General features: G+C 60.3%; 21 protein-coding genes. 10 read left to right on the forward strand and 11 right to left on the reverse strand.

Annotated elements, in window-relative coordinates:
* Window positions 1-82: 82 nt before the first annotated feature.
* Window positions 83-607 carry a ribosome biogenesis factor YjgA gene (gene yjgA / locus ACE04F_RS17740; RefSeq protein ID WP_014336624.1) on the reverse strand — a complete coding sequence of 175 codons (525 nt, stop codon included), beginning with the start codon at window positions 605-607 and terminating at the stop codon, window positions 83-85.
* A 108-nt stretch (window positions 608-715) separates the two neighbouring features.
* On the opposite strand from yjgA, the gene pmbA reads away from it, so the two are divergent.
* The 6 genes from pmbA to ACE04F_RS17770 all read left to right on the forward strand — a co-directional run bounded on the left by pmbA (window position 716) and on the right by ACE04F_RS17770 (window position 6,088).
* A complete protein-coding gene (gene pmbA, locus ACE04F_RS17745; protein WP_486108697.1) occupies window positions 716-2,062 on the forward strand; it encodes a metalloprotease PmbA in 1,347 nt (448 codons plus the stop codon).
* A 262-nt stretch (window positions 2,063-2,324) separates the two neighbouring features.
* Window positions 2,325-2,720: a FagA protein gene (locus ACE04F_RS17750; protein ID WP_434626109.1), complete on the forward strand. Its 396-nt coding sequence runs from the start codon at window positions 2,325-2,327 to the stop codon at window positions 2,718-2,720.
* Window positions 2,713-4,089, forward strand: coding sequence for a class II fumarate hydratase (locus ACE04F_RS17755; protein ID WP_486108700.1), 1,377 nt, complete (start codon window positions 2,713-2,715; stop codon window positions 4,087-4,089). The genes ACE04F_RS17750 and ACE04F_RS17755 overlap by 8 nt, the downstream gene beginning before the upstream one ends.
* A 26-nt stretch (window positions 4,090-4,115) precedes the next feature.
* Window positions 4,116-4,556, forward strand: coding sequence for a hypothetical protein (locus tag ACE04F_RS17760; protein WP_486108702.1), 441 nt, complete (start codon window positions 4,116-4,118; stop codon window positions 4,554-4,556).
* Between the two features lies 1 nt (window position 4,557).
* Complete coding sequence (locus ACE04F_RS17765; RefSeq protein WP_486108703.1) at window positions 4,558-5,169, forward strand: superoxide dismutase; 612 nt, start codon at window positions 4,558-4,560, stop codon at window positions 5,167-5,169.
* A gap of 28 nt (window positions 5,170-5,197) precedes the next feature.
* Window positions 5,198-6,088 (forward strand): ZIP family metal transporter, encoded by an 891-nt coding sequence (locus ACE04F_RS17770; RefSeq protein ID WP_486108705.1) that lies wholly within the window; start codon window positions 5,198-5,200, stop codon window positions 6,086-6,088.
* Between the two features lie 158 nt (window positions 6,089-6,246).
* Here the strand turns inward: ACE04F_RS17770 and ACE04F_RS17775 are convergent, their stop codons facing one another.
* From ACE04F_RS17775 to ACE04F_RS17820, 10 genes are all read right to left on the reverse strand, one after another.
* A complete protein-coding gene (locus ACE04F_RS17775) occupies window positions 6,247-6,522 on the reverse strand; it encodes an HPr family phosphocarrier protein (RefSeq protein ID WP_458129268.1) in 276 nt (91 codons plus the stop codon).
* A gap of 15 nt (window positions 6,523-6,537) precedes the next feature.
* Window positions 6,538-7,395 carry an RNase adapter RapZ gene (rapZ, locus tag ACE04F_RS17780; protein ID WP_486108708.1) on the reverse strand — a complete coding sequence of 286 codons (858 nt, stop codon included), beginning with the start codon at window positions 7,393-7,395 and terminating at the stop codon, window positions 6,538-6,540.
* A 2-nt stretch (window positions 7,396-7,397) separates the two neighbouring features.
* On the reverse strand, window positions 7,398-7,862 hold the full coding sequence (ptsN, locus tag ACE04F_RS17785) for a PTS IIA-like nitrogen regulatory protein PtsN (protein WP_486108710.1): 465 nt from the start codon (window positions 7,860-7,862) through the stop codon (window positions 7,398-7,400).
* 12 nt (window positions 7,863-7,874) lie between these two features.
* On the reverse strand, window positions 7,875-8,183 hold the full coding sequence (gene hpf / locus ACE04F_RS17790; RefSeq protein ID WP_039592236.1) for a ribosome hibernation-promoting factor, HPF/YfiA family: 309 nt from the start codon (window positions 8,181-8,183) through the stop codon (window positions 7,875-7,877).
* A 76-nt stretch (window positions 8,184-8,259) separates the two neighbouring features.
* Entirely contained in the window at window positions 8,260-9,753 is a 1,494-nt protein-coding gene (locus tag ACE04F_RS17795) for an RNA polymerase factor sigma-54 (protein WP_305496793.1), read from the reverse strand.
* 163 nt (window positions 9,754-9,916) lie between these two features.
* Window positions 9,917-10,642 carry an LPS export ABC transporter ATP-binding protein gene (lptB, locus tag ACE04F_RS17800; protein ID WP_305496791.1) on the reverse strand — a complete coding sequence of 242 codons (726 nt, stop codon included), beginning with the start codon at window positions 10,640-10,642 and terminating at the stop codon, window positions 9,917-9,919.
* Window positions 10,642-11,190, reverse strand: coding sequence for a lipopolysaccharide transport periplasmic protein LptA (gene lptA, locus ACE04F_RS17805; protein ID WP_305496790.1), 549 nt, complete (start codon window positions 11,188-11,190; stop codon window positions 10,642-10,644). Before lptA ends, lptB begins: the two co-directional genes overlap by 1 nt.
* Window positions 11,177-11,749 (reverse strand): LPS export ABC transporter periplasmic protein LptC, encoded by a 573-nt coding sequence (gene lptC, locus ACE04F_RS17810; RefSeq protein ID WP_486108713.1) that lies wholly within the window; start codon window positions 11,747-11,749, stop codon window positions 11,177-11,179. The genes lptA and lptC overlap by 14 nt, the downstream gene beginning before the upstream one ends.
* A 7-nt stretch (window positions 11,750-11,756) precedes the next feature.
* On the reverse strand, window positions 11,757-12,281 hold the full coding sequence (locus tag ACE04F_RS17815; RefSeq protein ID WP_486108715.1) for a KdsC family phosphatase: 525 nt from the start codon (window positions 12,279-12,281) through the stop codon (window positions 11,757-11,759).
* Window positions 12,282-13,256 carry a KpsF/GutQ family sugar-phosphate isomerase gene (locus ACE04F_RS17820; RefSeq protein ID WP_486108717.1) on the reverse strand — a complete coding sequence of 325 codons (975 nt, stop codon included), beginning with the start codon at window positions 13,254-13,256 and terminating at the stop codon, window positions 12,282-12,284.
* A gap of 274 nt (window positions 13,257-13,530) precedes the next feature.
* On the opposite strand from ACE04F_RS17820, the gene ACE04F_RS17825 reads away from it, so the two are divergent.
* From ACE04F_RS17825 to ACE04F_RS17840, 4 genes are read left to right on the forward strand one after another with little or no spacing between them, the layout of a single operon-like run.
* On the forward strand, window positions 13,531-14,340 hold the full coding sequence (locus ACE04F_RS17825; protein WP_305496786.1) for an ATP-binding cassette domain-containing protein: 810 nt from the start codon (window positions 13,531-13,533) through the stop codon (window positions 14,338-14,340).
* On the forward strand, window positions 14,340-15,137 hold the full coding sequence (mlaE, locus tag ACE04F_RS17830) for a lipid asymmetry maintenance ABC transporter permease subunit MlaE (protein WP_434561153.1): 798 nt from the start codon (window positions 14,340-14,342) through the stop codon (window positions 15,135-15,137). The genes ACE04F_RS17825 and mlaE overlap by 1 nt, the downstream gene beginning before the upstream one ends.
* The gene (gene mlaD, locus ACE04F_RS17835) at window positions 15,137-15,604 is read left to right on the forward strand and encodes an outer membrane lipid asymmetry maintenance protein MlaD (RefSeq protein ID WP_186613429.1); all 468 of its coding nucleotides are present in this window, start codon (window positions 15,137-15,139) and stop codon (window positions 15,602-15,604) included. Before mlaE ends, mlaD begins: the two co-directional genes overlap by 1 nt.
* A gap of 11 nt (window positions 15,605-15,615) precedes the next feature.
* Complete coding sequence (locus ACE04F_RS17840) at window positions 15,616-16,269, forward strand: MlaC/ttg2D family ABC transporter substrate-binding protein (protein WP_305496782.1); 654 nt, start codon at window positions 15,616-15,618, stop codon at window positions 16,267-16,269.
* Window positions 16,270-16,275: the final 6 nt, after the last annotated feature.

Genomic DNA, 16,275 nt, shown 5'->3' on the forward strand with positions numbered 1-16,275 from the left:
GCGGTTGCTACGCAACCGAGCGGGAGCAAGCTCCCTCGCCACGATAACTGCCACCTCTTGCAGAGGAGTCAAGCTGTTACGATCAGCGCAGGCCGCGTTGGGTTTCGTCCAGCTCACGGATGTACTTGAAGATTTTACGGCTCGACGCCGGCGGCTTGTTCTGCGCCAGTTCGTGCTGGGCCTGGCGGATCAGCGAGCGCAGTTGCTGGCGATCGGCCTCCGGGTAGTCGATGACGAATTTTTCCAGAGTGCCGTCATCGCCTGCGATCAGGCGATCACGCCAGCGTTCCAGGTTGTGGAAACGCTCGTTGTACTGCCGGGTGGAGGCATCGAGCTGGTCGAGCAGAACCAGGATGGCGTCAGTGTCCTGGTCGCGCATCAGCTTGCCGATGAATTGCAGGTGCCGTTTACGCGCGATATTCGCGGTGTGCTTGGGCGCATCGGCCAGGGCCCGGCGCAAGGCGTCGGTCAAGGGCAGTTTGGCCAGCAAGTCAGGCTTGAGTGTTGTCAGGCGCTCGCCGAGGTCAACCAGAGCATGCAGCTCGCGTTTGACCTGGGATTTGCTTTTTTCACCCTCGTAGAGGGAGTCGTCGTAAGAATCAACCATGGTGGCAGTCCGCAAAGAAACGCCGCCATGATAACCAGTCGGGGGCCGCTTGTCCGGCCCGGTCGCTCGATGGCCATTACCGAAAGCAGAATTTGAGTGGAGAACACCATGAGTGCAGTTCAAAGCGTCGGCCCGCAAGCATTGCCGGCACTGCAGGAACAGGTCGAGCAGATCCTCGCCGAAGCCAGGCGACAGGGCGCCAGCGCGTGCGAAGTGGCGGTGTCGCTGGAGCAGGGGCTGTCGACGTCGGTGCGCCAACGCGAGGTGGAAACCGTCGAGTTCAATCGCGACCAGGGCTTTGGCATCACCCTTTACGTGGGGCAGCGCAAGGGGTCGGCCAGCACTTCGGCCAGCGGCCCTGACGCCATTCGCGAAACAGTCGCCGCTGCACTGGCGATTGCCCAGCATACGTCCGAAGACGAGGCCTCCGGCCTGGCCGATGCCGCGCTGATGTGCAAGGAGCTCAAGGACTTCGATCTGTTCCACGCCTGGGACATCACGCCCGAGCAGGCCATCGAGCAGGCATTGCGCTGCGAGGCGGCAGCATTCGACACCGACAGCCGGATCAAGAACGCCGACGGCACTACGCTCAATACCCACCAAGGCTGCCGCGTTTATGGCAACAGCCATGGTTTCATCGGCGGGTACGCATCGACCCGTCACAGCCTCAGCTGCGTGATGATCGCCGAGGCTGACGGGCAGATGCAGCGCGACTACTGGTACGACGTGAGCCGCCAGGGCACATTGCTGGCGGACCCGGTGAGCATCGGCCAGAAAGCTGCGCAACGGGCCGCCAGTCGCCTGGGCGCGCGGCCTGTGCCGACCTGTGAGGTGCCGGTGCTGTTCTCCGCCGAGTTGGCCGGTGGCTTGTTCGGCAGCTTCCTGTCGGCGGTGTCCGGCGGCAACCTGTACCGCAAATCCTCGTTCCTCGAAGGGGCGCTGGGCCAGAAACTGTTTCCCGAATGGATGACCATCGACGAGCGTCCGCACCTGATGCAAGCCATGGGCAGTTCGGCTTTCGACGGGGATGGCCTGGCCACTTATGCCAAGCCGTTCGTGGAAAACGGCGAGCTGGTTTCGTACATCCTCGGCACCTATTCGGGGCGCAAATTGGGCATGCCGAGCACCGCTAACGCCGGTGGTGTGCACAACCTGTTCGTCACCCATGGCGAGGAAGACCAGGCAGCGCTACTGCGGCGCATGGGGCGTGGGTTGCTGGTCACCGAGTTGATGGGCCATGGTCTGAACATGGTGACCGGCGATTATTCCCGTGGCGCGGCGGGGTTCTGGGTCGAAAACGGCGAGATCCAATTCCCGGTCCAGGAAGTCACCATTGCCGGTAACATGCGCGATATGTTCAAGCAGATCGTGGCGGTGGGCAGCGACCTGGAGCTGCGCAGCAACATCCGCACCGGCTCGGTGCTGATCGAGCGAATGATGGTGGCGGGGAGCTAACGCCTCACCCTGTAAAAAAGGCGCGTCATCCACTGGGGTGACGCGCCTTTTTTTGTACCCGAAGATCCAGCGGCGAGAGCGCTTTTGTGGCGAGGGAGCTTGCTCCCGCTGGGCTGCGCAGCAGGCCCCAAGACCTTGCGGTCGCTACGCAACCGAGCGGGAGCAAGCTCCCTCGCCACAGTGATTTTTTGTGTCGTTCGTGGTTGTGTTGGTTCTTATTATCATCTAATAATGAATCTCATTCGCCGAGTGAGCCCCGGTCATGAGTCTTGCCCTGCACGAACAACCCTACCTTGAAAACTGGCGCTGGATGAGTCGCCAGATCCGCTGCGCGATGAGCCCGGACGAACCGCGGCTGATCGAACACTACCTGGCCGAGGGGCGCTACCTGGCCTGTTGCACCGCCACGTCGCCGTGGATGATTGGCGAAACCGCCTTCCGGCTGTTGCTCGACACCGCATCGGATGTCGCGCTGCCCTGGCACTGGCGCAACCTCTGCCTGGATCAAGCCTGGCGCCCTTTGCGTGAACTTGAGCGGCAAGCGCTTTGCCGCTGCCGCCTAAAGCGTTGGCAAAGCCATGCCTGGGCGCTGGCCACCTGCGCGCTGGAACCGTCGATTTCCCTTATTGAACTGGAGCAAGGATTTCCCGATGAGTAATACCCGTATCGAACGCGACAGCATGGGTGAACTTCAGGTCCCCGTGGACGCACTCTATGGCGCGCAGACCCAGCGCGCGGTGGATAATTTCCCGGTCAGCGGCCAACGCATGCCCGCGCAGTTCATTCGTGCCCTGATCCTGGCCAAGGCGGCTGCCGCCCGAGCCAACGTCGAGCTGGAGCAAATCTGCGCCGCCCAGGGCAAGGCCATCGTCGATGCGGCCCAAGGGCTGCTCGAAGGCGACTTCATGGCGCATTTCCCGGTGGATATCTTCCAGACCGGCTCCGGCACCAGTTCCAACATGAACGCCAATGAAGTGATTGCCACGCTTGCCAGCCGCTTGCTGGGAGAGGTGGTCAACCCGAACGACCACGTCAACTGTGGCCAGAGCAGCAATGACATCATCCCGACCAGCATTCATGTCAGCGCCGCGCTGGCGCTGCATGAGCAGCTGCTGCCGGCGCTATTGCACCTGGTTCAAGTGATCGAACGCAAGGCCGAGCAAGTCCACCCATTCATCAAGACTGGCCGCACCCACCTTATGGATGCCATGCCGGTGCGCTTGAGCCAGGTGCTCGACGGTTGGGCGCAACAGCTCAAGGCCAACATCGGCCACTTGCAGGATCTGTTGCCGAGCCTGCAGTCCCTGGCCCAGGGCGGTACGGCGGTTGGAACTGGCGTCAACGCCCATCCGCGCTTCGCCGAATTGTTCAGCCAGCAACTGACGCAACTGACCCAGGTGCAATTCACCCCGGGCAAGAACCTGTTTGCGCTGATCGGCTCCCAGGACACCGCCGTGGCGGTTTCCGGGCAGCTCAAGACCACCGCCGTGTCGCTGATGAAAATCGCCAACGACCTGCGCTGGATGAACTCGGGGCCATTGGCCGGCCTGGGCGAGATCGAGCTCGAAGGCCTGCAGCCGGGCTCCTCGATCATGCCCGGCAAGGTCAACCCGGTGATTCCCGAGGCCACCGCCATGGTTGCGGCCCAGGTCATCGGTAACGACACGGTGATTACCATCGCCGGCCAATCGGGCAATTTCGAACTCAACGTGATGCTGCCGATCATTGCCCAGAACCTGTTGAGCAGCATCGCTCTGATGTCCACCGCCAGCCGACTGCTGGCGGACAAGGCCATCGCCACGTTCAAGGTCAACGAAGCCAGGCTCAAGGAGGCGCTGTCGCGCAATCCCATCCTGGTCACGGCACTGAATCCGATCATTGGTTACCAGAAGGCCGCTGAAATCGCCAAGAAGGCTTACCAGCAAGGTCGCCCGGTGATCGATGTCGCCTTGGAACACACCGACCTGTCGCGCGCCGAACTGGAGATCCTGCTGGACCCGGAAAAGCTCACCGCAGGCGGTGTGTAACCCGACACTTGTGTGGAGGACTCATCATGGAGCATTGGAAACGTACGATCGAGCGGGCCAATAACCATTTCCTGCAGGGTGAATGGGTGGATGCCCGCGAAGCCTACCTGCAGGCCCTGGCCTTGGCGCAGGTGTTGTTCGAGCGTTGGGCGGATGCTGACGAAGCGGTGGCCGCCTGTGTGGTGTCGCATCACAACCTGGCGGATCTGCACTTGCGCCTGAACCAGCCGGAGGAGAGCGCCGAGTACCTCTGCGCGGTTCACCAACGGTTATTGCAGACCATGCAGGACGAACGCCTGGCGCCGGCCCTGCGTGCCGCGGCGATGCGCCAGAGCCACAGGACCTATGTCGAACTGCTGAATTTCATCAGCGAGTACGGCGAGTACCCGCGCACTCAGCGCCTGCTGCACAGCGCTGCCGTTTCGTCCCGGCACAGCCACGTCCCTCATCATTACGGAGTCCACTGAGATGGCTTTCACCTTGCCTGCATTGCCTTACGCCTACGACGCCCTGGAACCGCACATCGATGCGCAGACCATGGAGATTCATTACACCAAGCATCACCAGACCTATATCAACAACCTCAACGCGGCAGTGGATGGCACTGAATATGCCGATTGGCCCATCGAAAAACTGCTGGCCAGCGTGGAGCAATTACCGCAGGCGCTGCGAGCCGCGGTGATCAACCAGGGCGGTGGTCATGCGAACCACTCGTTGTTCTGGGAAGTAATGACGCCCCACGGTGGCGGCCAGCCGGACGGTGCGCTGGCAGCGGCAATAGACGCGCAGTTGGGCGGTCTCGATCAGTTCAAGGAAGCCTTCACGAAAGCGGCACTGACCCGCTTCGGCAGCGGCTGGGCCTGGTTGAGTGTGACCCCGCAAAAGACCTTGGTAGTAGAAAGCAGCGGCAACCAGGACAGTCCGCTGATGAGCGGCAATACGCCGATCCTGGGTCTGGACGTTTGGGAACATGCCTACTACCTGCTATATCAAAACCGCCGTCCAGAATACATCAACGCGTTTTACAACGTGATCAATTGGCCGGAAGTCGCCCGGCGCTACCAGGCTGCGCTTGCTTGAGCTGCTTGCAAACAACCCAAGGCTGACTATGGACACTGAAACTCTGGCGATAGGCGGCGGGCGGATGTTCCGCTACGCCTTGGGATCGCTGCTGCTGTTGGTCGGGATGACTTTGTTGGCTGCCCAAGGGCTGGCGTGGCTAGACCTTGAGCCGAAAATATTGCGCGCGCTCCAGGGCGGTGGGCTTTGCGCCTTGGGTACGGCGTTGGGCGCGGTGCCGGTGCTGGTGATACGGCGCATGCCTCAGGCCATGAGCGATTCGCTGTTGGGGTTCGGTGCCGGGGTGATGCTCGCGGCCACGGCGTTTTCGCTGATCGTGCCGGGCATTGCCGCGGCCGAACAGTTGGGCTTCACGCCTTGGGCGGCCAGCGGGCTCATCTGTTTCGGCATCCTGTCGGGGGCGTTCGGGCTGTATCTGGTGGACCGCAAGGTCTCTGCCAGCCCTGAAAGACTGGTTGCGACGCCAGCACGACCGGTTATTGCGCCGCGGATCTGGTTGTTCGTGTTCGCCATCATCGCTCACAACATTCCGGAAGGCATGGCGGTCGGCGTTTCGGCGGGCGGCGGCATGGCGGATGCCGATAGCCTGGCGATGGGCATCGCTTTGCAGGATGTGCCGGAAGGGCTGGTGATTGCGCTGGTGCTGGCCGCGGCGGGGATGTCGCGGGTCAAGGCGTTCCTGATTGGCGCAGCGTCAGGGCTGGTCGAGCCGCTGTTCGCATTGCTCTGTGCCTGGCTGGTGACGTTGGCCGAGGTGCTGTTGCCGTTGGGGCTGGCGCTGGCCGCTGGAGCGATGCTGCTGGTGGTGACCCATGAGGTCATCCCTGAGTCGCGCCGCAATGGACATGAAAAACTGGCGAGCCTGGGTCTGTTGCTCGGGTTCTGCTTGATGATGGTGATGGATACGGCGTTGGGATGATGTGCAAGTGGATGAGCTTTTGTGGCGAGGGAGCTTGCTCCCGCTCGGCTGCGAAGCAGTCGTAATCACCTTGCTATCATCTGTGTCGAGAAAGAGAGGCTGCTTCGCAGCCCAGCGGGAGCAAGCTCCCTCGCCACGGGTCAATCAGCGGCGCTTGGTTACTCGCCTTCGTCGAAATAGTTGTTGATCAGCTCCACCAGCGCATCCATGGCTTCCTGCGCCTGTTCACCTTCGGTACTCAAGTGGATCTTGGTGCCTTTACCCGCAGCCAGCATCATCATCGCCATGATGCTCTTACCGTCGACTGTTGCCTCCGGCGTGCGCCCGACCCTGATCGTGGTATCCGGAAACTTACCTGCGACACCGACAAATTTCGCCGATGCACGGGCATGCAATCCCAGCTTGTTGATAATTTCAATTTCCCGAGCAGGCATCGCGATGTGAATCCTTTAGCTGAGGTCGCGGTGGCGAACCTGGACATTCTTCAGGGATTGTTGCAGGAGCTGACCCAGGCGTTCGGTCAGGTATACGGAGCGGTGATGACCGCCAGTGCAGCCGATGGCAATCGTGACATAGGCACGGTTGCTAGCGGCAAAACGCGGCAGCCATTTTAGCAGGTAGCTGGAAATATCCTGGTACATTTCCTCGACATCAGGCTGCGCAGCCAGGTAGTCGATTACCGGCTGGTCGAGCCCGGATTGCTCACGCAACTCGGGTTTCCAGTAAGGGTTGGGCAGGCAGCGGACGTCAAACACCAGGTCGGCGTCCACAGGCATGCCACGCTTGAAGCCGAACGACTCCACCAGAAACGCCGTGCCCGGTTCCGGCTGGTTCAGCAGGCGCAACTTGATGGTGTCGCGCAGCTGATACAGGTTCAGGTTGGTAGTGTTGACCTTCAGGTCCGCCAGGTCGGCAATCGGTCCCAGCAGTTGGCTCTCGTCATGGATTGCTTCAGCCAGGGAACGACTGGCGTTGCTCAGCGGGTGGCGTCGGCGGGTCTCCGAGAAGCGCTTGAGCAGGGTTTCTTCGTCAGCGTCCAGGTACAACACGTCGCACTGGATGTGCCGGTTGCGCACTTCCTCAAGCAATGCCGGGAACCGTGACAAATGGCTTGGCAGGTTACGGGCGTCGATCGATACGGCGACCAGCGGTTGCGCCAGCTCGGTGTGGATAAGGGCGCGCTCGGCCAGTTCTGGAAGCAGGCCGGCCGGCAAATTGTCGATGCAATAGTAGCCGCTGTCCTCAAGAACATTGAGGGCCGTGCTTTTACCGGAGCCGGAGCGGCCACTGACAATGATCATGCGCATGATTAATGGCCGTTCTGCTCGTCCAGGACTACCTGATACAAGGCTTCGTTGCTTGAGGCGCTGCGCAGTTTTTCGCGTACTTCCTTGCGGTCGAGCATGCTGGCGATCTGGCGCAGCAGCTCGAGGTGCGCATCGGTCGCCGCTTCCGGGACCAGCAATACGAACAGCAGATCGACCGGGGCGCCGTCGATGGCGTCGAAATCTATGGGGGCTTCAAGGTGTAATAGCGCGCTGATTGGCGCGGAGCAACCTTTGAGACGGCAATGGGGGATGGCGATGCCGTTGCCAAAACCGGTGGAACCGAGTTTTTCACGGGCAACCAGCGCCTCGAAGACATCCTGCATTTCCAGATCCGGTACTTCGCGGTGGATCAGGTTGGCGATTTGTTCGAGGGCTTTCTTTTTACTGCCACCCGGCGCGTTCACCTGGGAACGGCCGGGGGTCAGGATGGATTCTAGTCGGATCATGGATTGGGGGGGTTAACGACCGGTTGCGCCCTGGAGGAGGCTCTGGGTCTTTTCCTTATGCTTTTTGAGTTGGCGATCCAGCTTGTCGGTCAGCAGGTCAATCGCGGCATACATATCTGAATGCTCTGCGTTGGCAACCACTTCTCCGCCGGGGATATGCAGCGTGGCTTCGATTTTCTGCAGCAGCTTCTCGACGTTCATCGTGACTTGCACGTTGGTGATCTTGTCGAAATGCCTTTCCAATCGGTCGAGTTTTTCGCCGATGTAGGTGCGCAGGGGTTCGGTCACTTCCAGTTGGTGTCCACTGATGTTGACTTGCATACAGCTTCTCCTTCGTTGCCAGTGCATAAAGCGGCAGGCAGAAATACCTGCCACTGGAACGCTGTGGCGTGGCCTGTTACATCAACCGCTTGCGTTCGCTCGAAGGTGCGATTCCCAGGGATTCGCGGTATTTGGCGACGGTACGGCGGGCCACCTGAATGCCTTGTGCCTCCAGTAAACCAGCGATCTTGCTGTCACTCAACGGCTTTTTCTGATTTTCCGCGGCGACCAGTTTTTTGATGATCGCGCGGATGGCCGTGGACGAGCATTCACCGCCTTCGGAGGTACTGACGTGGCTGGAGAAAAAGTATTTCAATTCATAGATGCCCCTTGGGGTATGCATGAATTTCTGGGTGGTCACCCTTGAGATCGTCGACTCGTGCATGCCCACCGCCTCGGCGATATCGTGCAGGACCAACGGTTTCATCGCTTCGTCGCCGTACTCCAGGAAGCCGCGCTGATGCTCGACGATCTGGGTGGCTACTTTCATCAGGGTTTCGTTGCGGCTTTGCAGGCTCTTGATGAACCAGCGCGCCTCCTGCAACTGGTTGCGCATGAAGGTATTGTCAGCGCTGGTGTCGGCGCGCTTCACGAAACCGGCGTATTGGGCATTGACCCGCAGCTTGGGTACCGATTCCTGGTTCAGCTCCACCAGCCAGCGATCGTTGTGCTTGCGCACAATCACATCGGGAACGACATACTCGGGCTCGGTGGACTCGATTTGCGAGCCGGGGCGCGGATTCAGGCTTTGCACCAGCTCGATGACCTGGCGCAGCTCATCTTCCTTGAGCTTCATCCGGCGCATCAACTGGCTGTAGTCGCGGCCGCCCAGCAGGTCGATGTAGTCGGTTACCAGGCGCTTGGCTTCGGCCAGCCACGGCGTCTTGGCGGGCAGTTGGCGCAATTGCAGCAGCAGACACTCACCGAGGTTGCGCGCGCCGATGCCGGCGGGTTCGAACTGCTGGATACGGTGCAGGACGGCTTCGATCTCGTCCAGCTCGATATCAAGTTCCGGGTCGAAGGCTTCGAGGATTTCCTCGAGGGTCTCGTCCAGGTAGCCCTGGTTGTTGATGCAATCAATCAGCGTAACCGCGATCAGCCGATCGGTATCCGACATCGGCGCCAGGTTCAGCTGCCACAACAGATGGCTCTGCAGGCTTTCGCCAGCGGAGGTGCGGGTGGTGAAGTCCCACTCGTCGTCGTCACCGCCTGGCAGGCTGCTGGCGCTGGTCTGGTAGACGTCTTCCCACGCCGTGTCCACGGGCAGGTCATTGGGAATGCGTTCGTTCCATTCCCCATCCTCGAGGTTATCCACCGTCGGGGCGGCTTCCTGATAGGACGGTTCCGGAATTTCCGGGGTGGTTTTCTGCTCGACGTTGTCGGCCAGTGGGTCGGTATTGTCGAAGTCGTCGCCTTCTTCCTGGCGTTCGAGCATCGGATTGGACTCCAGCGCCTCCTGGATTTCCTGTTGCAGGTCCAGGGTCGACAATTGGAGCAGGCGGATAGCCTGTTGCAGCTGCGGTGTCATCGTCAGCTGCTGGCCCATTCTCAAGACTAGCGATGGTTTCATGGCTGGGGCTTAACACCTTATTCGCCGGCGCACATGCGCCATCCACTACAGGGCGCCGGAGCGCCAAACTTAAGCAAATTATATGCCTGAAACTGAAGTGTTTGCCTAGGGGGCGATCTCAATTAATTGAGGGCGCCCGGGCATCCGCCAGGCAACCTTTGGCTTAAAGGCGGAACTCATGACCCAGGTACACTTCCTTGACCAGTTCGTTGGCCAGGATGGTGGCGGAATCGCCCTCGGCGATCAGTTGGCCATCGTTGACGATGTAGGCGGTTTCGCAGATATCCAGCGTCTCGCGCACGTTGTGGTCGGTGATCAACACGCCGATTCCCTTGGCCTTGAGGTGATGGATGATCTGCTTGATGTCGCCCACCGAAATCGGGTCCACGCCGGCAAACGGCTCGTCGAGCAGAATGAATTTCGGCGCGGTGGCCAGAGCACGGGCGATCTCCACGCGGCGACGTTCGCCACCGGACAGGCTCATGCCCAGGTTGTCGCGGATGTGGCTGATATGGAATTCCTGCAGCAGGCTTTCCAGCTCCTGGCGACGGCCGGCCTTGTCGAGCTCCTGGCGGGTTTCCAGGATCGCCATGATGTTGTCGGCCACCGAAAGCTTGCGAAAGATCGACGCTTCCTGGGGCAGGTAGCCAATGCCGGCTTTTGCCCGGCCATGCATCGGCCGGTGGCTGACATCCAGATCATCGATCAGTACGCGACCCTGGTCGGCCTGCACCAGGCCGACAATCATGTAGAAACAGGTGGTCTTGCCCGCGCCGTTGGGGCCGAGCAGGCCAACGATCTGGCCGCTTTCGATGGACAGGCTGACGTCACGTACGACTTGGCGGTTCTTGTAGCTCTTGGCCAGATGCTGAGCTTTCAGAGTTGCCATTACTGGGCCTTCTGCTCGTCGGTTTTCTTTTTCGGCTGGATCACCATGTCGATGCGCGGGCGCGATTCGGTGACCTTGCTGCCAGTGGCACGACCGGCGCTGGCCAGTTTCTTGTTGGTGTCGTAGACGATTTTCTCGCCTTGGGTCACGTTATTGTCCTTGTCGACAACCTTGGCGCGGTCGATCAGCACGACGCGGTCCTGGGAGGCGTGGTACTGGATGGTGACGCCATAGCCCTGGACCGGCTTGGTGTCTCCTGCGGTCTGCATTTGCTCGAAGTAGGCCAGGTTGCCGACCGAGGTCACCACGTCGATGTCGCCGGACTGGGTGCGCGTGATGGTCACAGTGTTGCCGGTGACCTTCATCGAGCCCTGGGTGATGATCACGTCGCCTTTGTAGGTGGCGACGCCGTTCTTGTCGTCCAGTTGCGCGTCGTCGGCCTGGATGCGGATAGGCTGGTCGCGGTCGGTGGGGAGGGCCCAGGCGCTCGCGCTTCCCAGTGCTGCGCCCAGACTGAGCAAAATAGGGAGGGTTTTAGCGAGCTTCATACTGTCCTCTTACGTTCGATAGCAGGTGTATCCTGCTTTCCTTCAAATAGGCCTTCATTCCCGTGCCGGTCGACACGCCGCCGGCGCCGTCGATTCTAACGGGTTGCTCGGTCTGCGCATATTGGCGCTGCGGGAAGACCGTCATACGCGTGCTGGTGATGATGGTGGTACGGTTCTTCTCATCGGTTCGGGCCACGCGTACCGAGTCGATCAGTTCCACTTCGGTGCCGCCGGGATTGACCTCGGCGCGCTCGCTTTGTACGTGCCACGGGAACGGCGTGCCGCGGAACATGTTCAGGTCCGGCTTGGTGACCAGCGTGATGTCGCTGGCCTTAACGTGATCGACCTTGTCCGAGGTCATTTCATACTGCAACTTGCCATCGGGCAGGTACTGCAAGGTATGCGTGTTGGTCGCATACCAGTCGATATCGTTTTCCGGCGCCTGGACCGCAGGCTGGTCGAGGAAGCGTTCCGGGCTGATGTTCCAGTAGCCCACCGCGGCGAAGATCGCTGCGATACAGCCGAACACCAGGATGGTGCGAATTTTCTTGCTCAGCATAGGTGGCTCACAGGTACGCGGCGTTGGCCGCTTCAAGGTGGCCCTGGGCACGCAGGATCAGTTCACAGAATTCGCGGGCCGCGCCTTCGCCGCCCCTCGCTGTGGTGACGCCATGGGCGTGCTCGCGTACGAAGGCAGCCGCGTTGGCCACTGCCATGCCCAGGCCGACACGGCGGATCACCGGAAGGTCTGGCAGATCGTCACCGAGGTAGGCGACCTGCTCATAGCTTAGATTGAGTAGGCCGAGGAGTTCATCCAGCACCACCAATTTGTCTTCGCGCCCCTGATAAAGGTGCGGGATACCGAGGTTCTTCGCGCGCCGTTCGACCACCGGGGTCTTGCGGCCACTGATGATTGCAGTCTGCACGCCGGTGGCCATGAGCATCTTGATGCCCTGGCCATCGAGGGTGTTGAACGTCTTGAATTCGCTGCCGTCTTCGAGGAAGTACAGGCGACCATCGGTCAGCACGCCGTCGACGTCGAACACTGCCAGTTTGATCGCTTTGCCGCGTTGCAGCAGGTCTGTGCTCATTTACATGACTCCTGCACGCAGCAAGTCGTGCATATTCAGGGCGCCCACTGGGCGGTCTTCGTCGTCAACCACCACCAGGGCGCTGATCTTGTGGTCTTCCATGATCTTCAACGCTTCAGCAGCGAGCATTTCCGCCCGGGCTGTCTTGCCGTGGGGGGTCATGACCTCATCGATAGTCGTGCTGTGGATATCGATGGTGCGATCCAGGGTGCGACGCAGGTCGCCGTCGGTGAAGATCCCGGCGAGCTTGCCGTCCGACTCCAGGATAACGGTCATGCCCAGGCCTTTGCGGGTCATTTCCATAAGGGCGTCCTTGAGCAGCGTGCCACGTTGTACCTGCGGCAATGCTTCTCCCGCGTGCATCACGTTCTCGACCTTGAGCAGCAGCCGGCGGCCAAGGGCGCCACCGGGGTGGGAGAAAGCGAAATCTTCGGCAGTGAAGCCCCTGGCTTCCAGCAAGGCCACGGCCAGGGCGTCGCCCATGACCAGCGCCGCCGTGGTGGAAGAGGTAGGTGCCAGGTTCAGCGGGCAGGCTTCGTGTTCGACATGCACGTTGAGATTCACCTCGGCGGCCTTGGCCAGCGGCGAGTCGGGATTGCCGGTGAGGCTGATCAACTGGATGCCCAGGCGCTTGATCAACGGCAGCAGGGTCACGATTTCATTGGTGGAGCCGGAGTTCGACAGCGCCAGGATGATGTCGTCCCGAGTGATCATACCCATGTCGCCATGGCTGGCTTCGGCGGGGTGGACAAAAAACGCCGGGGTGCCGGTGCTGGCCAGGGTTGCGGCAATCTTGTTGCCAATGTGCCCGGATTTGCCCATGCCCACCACGACCACGCGGCCCTTGCTGGACAGAATCATCTCGCATGCGCGTACGAAATCAGCATCGATATGGGCCAGTAAACCTTGCACGGCTTCGAGTTCGAGGCGGAGAGTACGTTGTGCCGATTGAATCAGTTCGCTGGATTGGCTCATGTCAGAAATCGTACAGCCCGATGAAAAGGCGGCGATTATACCGGCAATGAACGATTCTCTCACGTTAGTTCGTCATGCTTTGTTCGGACAGCCTCTAGGCTTGACACGAAATGTGACGTTTTTACTCAAGCGAGGCTTAACGGGCGGGCGCGGGCATTGGGCGCCTGACCGTTGCAGTGATATAGTTCGCCGCCGGTTCGTGTGCCCGGCGTTTACCGGCGTTTGTCGGCTGGCCGGGACATCCGAATATGAGGCTGCATCGCAAGGAGTTTAGATGAGTGCCGACAACGCCTACGCGGTCGAGCTGAAGGGGCTGTCCTTCAAGCGAGGGACGCGCAGCATTTTTAATGACATCGATATTCGCATCCCGCGCGGCAAGGTGACCGGCATCATGGGGCCTTCCGGCTGCGGCAAAACCACGCTGTTGCGTCTGATGGGCGCGCAATTGCGCCCCAGTGCCGGCGAGGTTTGGGTCAATGGCCAGAATCTTCCAGAACTGTCGCGCAGCGACCTGTTCGATGCGCGCAAGCATATGGGCGTGCTGTTCCAGAGCGGTGCGCTGTTTACTGATCTCGACGTGTTCGAAAACGTGGCGTTTCCCTTGCGGGTCCATACGGAGCTGCCGGAAGAGATGATCCGCGACATCGTCCTGCTCAAATTGCAGGCAGTCGGGCTGCGCGGCGCCCTGGAGCTGATGCCGGATGAGCTGTCCGGTGGCATGAAGCGTCGGGTCGCGTTGGCTCGGGCGATTGCCCTTGATCCGCAGATCCTCATGTACGACGAGCCCTTCGTCGGGCAGGACCCTATCGCCATGGGCGTGCTCGTGCGCCTGATCCGCCTGCTCAACGATGCGCTGGGCATCACCAGCATCGTGGTGTCCCACGACCTGGCCGAAACCGCGAGCATCGCCGACTACATCTATGTGGTCGGTGACGGCCAAGTGCTGGGGCAGGGCACGCCCCAGGAGTTGAAGGATTCGGACAACCCGCGTATTCGCCAATTCATGAAGGGTGATCCGGACGGCCCGGTGGCGTTCCATTTTCCGGCCACGGATTACCGTACCGATCTGCTGGGGAAGCGCTGATGCGCAAGAAGTCATTAATAGAAAGAGTCCGCCTGTTCGGTCGCTCGGGCATCGACGTGGTGGCAGTGCTGGGGCGTTCCTCGCTGTTCCTGATGCATGCCTTGCTCGGTCGCAATTCGACCGGCGGCGGTTTTGGCTTGCTGGTCAAGCAACTGCATTCGGTGGGGGTGATGTCCCTGGTGATCATCGTCGTCTCGGGGATCTTCATCGGCATGGTGCTGGCGCTACAGGGCTTCAGCATATTGTCCAGCTACGGGTCGGAGCAGGCGGTCGGGCAGATGGTTGCGCTGACGTTGCTGCGTGAGCTCGGGCCCGTGGTCACTGCGCTGCTGTTTGCCGGACGCGCCGGTTCGGCGTTGACGGCCGAGATCGGTAACATGAAGTCCACCGAACAGTTGTCCAGCCTGGAAATGATCGGTGTCGACCCGCTCAAGTACATCATTGCCCCCCGCTTGTGGGCCGGCTTCATTTCCCTGCCGGTGCTGGCAATGATTTTCAGTGTCGTCGGGATCTGGGGCGGCTCATGGGTTGCCGTCGATTGGCTGGGGGTCTATGAAGGCTCCTACTGGGCCAACATGCAGAACAGCGTCGATTTTCTCGACGATGTGCTCAACGGTGTGATCAAGAGTGCCGTATTCGCTTTCGTGGTGACCTGGATCGCCGTGTTTCAAGGTTATGACTGTGAGCCCACGTCAGAGGGGATCAGCCGTGCCACAACCAAGACCGTGGTATACGCCTCGTTGGCCGTCCTGGGCCTTGACTTTATTCTGACCGCCTTGATGTTTGGAGATTTCTGATGCAAAACCGCACCCTGGAAATCGGTGTCGGCCTTTTCCTGCTGGCTGGCATCCTGGCTTTGCTGTTGCTGGCCCTGCGGGTCAGTGGCCTGGCGCCGACCGCAAGCACCGATACTTATAAACTTTATGCTTATTTTGACAATATCGCCGGTTTGACGGTCAGAGCCAAGGTGACCATGGCCGGTGTGACCATCGGCAAGGTCACGGCAATCGATCTGGATCGCGACAGTTTCACCGGTCGAGTGACGCTGCAACTGGAAAAGCGCGTGGATAACCTGCCGACTGATTCCACTGCATCTATTCTCACGGCTGGGCTGTTGGGTGAGAAATACATCGGTATCAGCGTGGGCGGGGAAGATTCCCTGCTCAAGGATGGCGGGACCATCCACGACACGCAGTCGTCGCTGGTGCTTGAGGACCTGATCGGTAAATTCCTGCTCAATACCGTTAGCAAAGATGCCAAATGAGGAGCTTTTGAATGATCTCTATCCTGCGACGCAGCCTGCTGGTCCTGCTGGCGGCGCTGCCGCTGATGGGCAACGCCGTGGCGGCGCCTTCGGCGCACGACATCATCAAGACGACCACCGATCAATTGTTGGCCGATCTTTCAGCCAACAAGGAAAAGTACAAGCAGGACCCGGGCGCGTTCTATGAGTCCCTGAATCGTATCGTCGGGCCGGTGGTGGATGCAGACGGCATTTCCAAGAGCATCATGACCGTCAAGTATTCGCGCAAGGCTACGCCCGCGCAGATGACCCGCTTCCAGGAAAACTTCAAGCGCAGCCTGTTCCAGTTCTACGGCAACGCCTTGCTCGAGTACAACAACCAGGGCATCACGGTCGACCCGGCCAAGGATGAGTCAGGCGAGCGCACCAGCGTCGGCATGACGGTCAAGGGCAACAATGGCGCCGTTTACCCGGTTTCCTACACACTCGAGAAAATCAACGGCGAGTGGAAAGTGCGCAACGTGATCATCAACGGCATCAACATCGGCAAATTGTTCCGTGATCAGTTCGCCGATGCGATGCAGCGCAATGGCAATGACCTGGACAAGACCATCAATGGTTGGGCCGGTGAAGTCGCCAAGGCCAAGGAAGTTGCCGAAGACGCCCAAGAGAAGCAGCAACAATGAATGAGC

The sequence above is a fragment of the Pseudomonas sp. AGC41 genome, assembly GCF_057334555.1.

Excerpts from the sequence above, each read along its gene's own strand:
- ACE04F_RS17815 (WP_486108715.1), bottom strand. The coding sequence starts at position 12,281 with ATGAGCACAGACCTGCTGCAACGCGGCAAAGCGATCAAACTGGCAGTG.
- ACE04F_RS17750 (WP_434626109.1), top strand. The coding sequence starts at position 2,325 with ATGAGTCTTGCCCTGCACGAACAACCCTACCTTGAAAACTGGCGCTGG.
- pmbA (WP_486108697.1), top strand. The coding sequence starts at position 716 with ATGAGTGCAGTTCAAAGCGTCGGCCCGCAAGCATTGCCGGCACTGCAG.
- ACE04F_RS17795 (WP_305496793.1), bottom strand. The coding sequence starts at position 9,753 with ATGAAACCATCGCTAGTCTTGAGAATGGGCCAGCAGCTGACGATGACA.
- ACE04F_RS17840 (WP_305496782.1), top strand. The coding sequence starts at position 15,616 with ATGATCTCTATCCTGCGACGCAGCCTGCTGGTCCTGCTGGCGGCGCTG.
- mlaE (WP_434561153.1), top strand. The coding sequence starts at position 14,340 with ATGCGCAAGAAGTCATTAATAGAAAGAGTCCGCCTGTTCGGTCGCTCG.
- ACE04F_RS17820 (WP_486108717.1), bottom strand. The coding sequence starts at position 13,256 with ATGAGCCAATCCAGCGAACTGATTCAATCGGCACAACGTACTCTCCGC.
- ACE04F_RS17765 (WP_486108703.1), top strand. The coding sequence starts at position 4,558 with ATGGCTTTCACCTTGCCTGCATTGCCTTACGCCTACGACGCCCTGGAA.
- yjgA (WP_014336624.1), bottom strand. The coding sequence starts at position 607 with ATGGTTGATTCTTACGACGACTCCCTCTACGAGGGTGAAAAAAGCAAA.
- ptsN (WP_486108710.1), bottom strand. The coding sequence starts at position 7,862 with ATGATCCGACTAGAATCCATCCTGACCCCCGGCCGTTCCCAGGTGAAC.
- ACE04F_RS17770 (WP_486108705.1), top strand. The coding sequence starts at position 5,198 with ATGGACACTGAAACTCTGGCGATAGGCGGCGGGCGGATGTTCCGCTAC.
- ACE04F_RS17755 (WP_486108700.1), top strand. The coding sequence starts at position 2,713 with ATGAGTAATACCCGTATCGAACGCGACAGCATGGGTGAACTTCAGGTC.
- rapZ (WP_486108708.1), bottom strand. The coding sequence starts at position 7,395 with ATGCGCATGATCATTGTCAGTGGCCGCTCCGGCTCCGGTAAAAGCACG.
- ACE04F_RS17825 (WP_305496786.1), top strand. The coding sequence starts at position 13,531 with ATGAGTGCCGACAACGCCTACGCGGTCGAGCTGAAGGGGCTGTCCTTC.
- ACE04F_RS17760 (WP_486108702.1), top strand. The coding sequence starts at position 4,116 with ATGGAGCATTGGAAACGTACGATCGAGCGGGCCAATAACCATTTCCTG.
- ACE04F_RS17775 (WP_458129268.1), bottom strand. The coding sequence starts at position 6,522 with ATGCCTGCTCGGGAAATTGAAATTATCAACAAGCTGGGATTGCATGCC.
- lptC (WP_486108713.1), bottom strand. The coding sequence starts at position 11,749 with ATGCTGAGCAAGAAAATTCGCACCATCCTGGTGTTCGGCTGTATCGCA.
- hpf (WP_039592236.1), bottom strand. The coding sequence starts at position 8,183 with ATGCAAGTCAACATCAGTGGACACCAACTGGAAGTGACCGAACCCCTG.
- lptA (WP_305496790.1), bottom strand. The coding sequence starts at position 11,190 with ATGAAGCTCGCTAAAACCCTCCCTATTTTGCTCAGTCTGGGCGCAGCA.
- lptB (WP_305496791.1), bottom strand. The coding sequence starts at position 10,642 with ATGGCAACTCTGAAAGCTCAGCATCTGGCCAAGAGCTACAAGAACCGC.
- mlaD (WP_186613429.1), top strand. The coding sequence starts at position 15,137 with ATGCAAAACCGCACCCTGGAAATCGGTGTCGGCCTTTTCCTGCTGGCT.